The 1,628-nt window shown below is 38.7% G+C and carries 1 protein-coding gene; it reads right to left on the reverse strand.

Translation table 11 applies throughout. The features are described from left to right. Positions 1–180: 180 nt before the first annotated feature. Positions 181–1,383, reverse strand: coding sequence for an IS110 family RNA-guided transposase (locus tag BTU61_RS10210; protein ID WP_338058532.1), 1,203 nt, complete (start codon positions 1,381–1,383; stop codon positions 181–183). Positions 1,384–1,628 lie beyond the last annotated feature (245 nt).

Raw genomic sequence — 1,628 nt, forward strand, 5'->3', positions numbered from 1 at the left:
TTTTCTACCATTTGTCAAGTATATCAAGGTATTTGATGAAAAATAGTTTGAATTCCATAGTCAAACTAAGGAAGTTATCTTTTATTGAACTAAAGTTTAGTGTAAAAAGTGTACACTAAAACAACACCTTATCTGGTTATTTTTTTGATAAGGCGTTACAATAATATGGCATAAACAATTTTACCGATTTTGGGTAGAAGTATAATCGTAAAGTTTGTTATGCGTTATAAGGTAATACATTGTTCTAATGAGACGATGTATAGAGGCAATCGTGTGTGGTTTGGTTGAAGTCACTTGCGATTGTCTTTTCCGTTTCTCATAGAAGTCTGCGATATGACAAGGATTGGTGTGGCTAGCTGAAGCTATGTTATGAATGCACTTAAAGAGAATCTTTCTGGCATAGGGATTCCCACGTTTGGTGATATGTTCCTTGGCTAGAAAGTTTCCAGATTCATAGTGTCTGAGGTCAATACCGATAAAAGCATTGATTTGATTGGCAGAGTGAAATCGACGAATGTCACCAAGTTCGCCAATAATACTTGTTGCTGTGGTTTCAGCTATTCCAGGAATAGAGAGAAGAATCTCATATTCTGGCAAAGATTGAGCCAATGTTACCATCTCCTCTAAAACACCTTGTCTGTGTTCAGAAAGCCTAAGTAACTCCCTTGCATAGTATTTGACCTCTTCTATCACTGGAGAGGTTTTCTTGACCGCACAATAAGACTGATTAGCTAGTTTTGTAAGCTTATCTACTAAGTAAGTCACACGTTTTTCAGAGATGCGTTTTGCCGTAGACTGACGGATGATAGCTGTTAATGTGGCGTCATCCGACTCCAGTACAAAACTATTACATGGAAAAGTTATTACCAAGTTCCAATATTGTTCCCCAGTTGGTGCCGACAAGATGTTTTCCAATTCAGGAAAAGTGACCTGTAACACCTTGTGCAGACGGTTTTTAGCGCAGACAATATCCTCAGTAAGATTCTGATAGAAACGGCTGAGATCGCGTAATTCTTGATAAATCACTTCTTGGACATAGCTTGGTTTACGATTGAGGATGAACTGAGACGCAGCTAGTTTTTCAGCGTCAATCTTATCGGTTTTACGTACTCGTAAGCTATCTAGTTGTTTTTTGGATTCTAAGGGATTGAGCCGTGTATAAGCGTAACTATTATCCTCAAAGAAGGTCTGAAGACGACGAGAATAGACACCAGTCGCCTCGAAGACAATCTCTGGCTGGTGAACAGTCTTCAAGTCCCCAAGTAGTCGATTAAATCCGATGGCATCATTGGGTATGATATAACCATGTACCTTTTCTCCATTGACCAAGATGGCCACTTCTGAACTTGCTTTACTCACGTCAATCCCAAAAACTACTCGCATGATATTACCTCTTTGTCTTGTATGATTCCTTGCTTTAGTGATGTCATTTTCAATACTCGACGTTTTTCGTCCCACATACTTTGATAACATTCTTCCTAAAACAGGTGTCTTGTCAGTTTTAGTTACGACGTCTAGCGCCAAAGGACTTATCGACTTAACAAGACACCTCTACTTTAACATAACGAAAAAGTAGTGAGTACTTTCTCCCGTCGGAGATTTCCTCACTACTAATCTTAGTATGTTTT

The organism is Streptococcus lactarius, assembly GCF_016642265.1.
GTDB classification, from domain to species: domain Bacteria; phylum Bacillota; class Bacilli; order Lactobacillales; family Streptococcaceae; genus Streptococcus; species Streptococcus lactarius.

Bases quoted from the DNA above. Each gene is read 5' to 3' on its own strand.
- BTU61_RS10210 (WP_338058532.1), bottom strand. From the start codon at position 1,383: ATGCGAGTAGTTTTTGGGATTGACGTGAGTAAAGCAAGTTCAGAAGTG.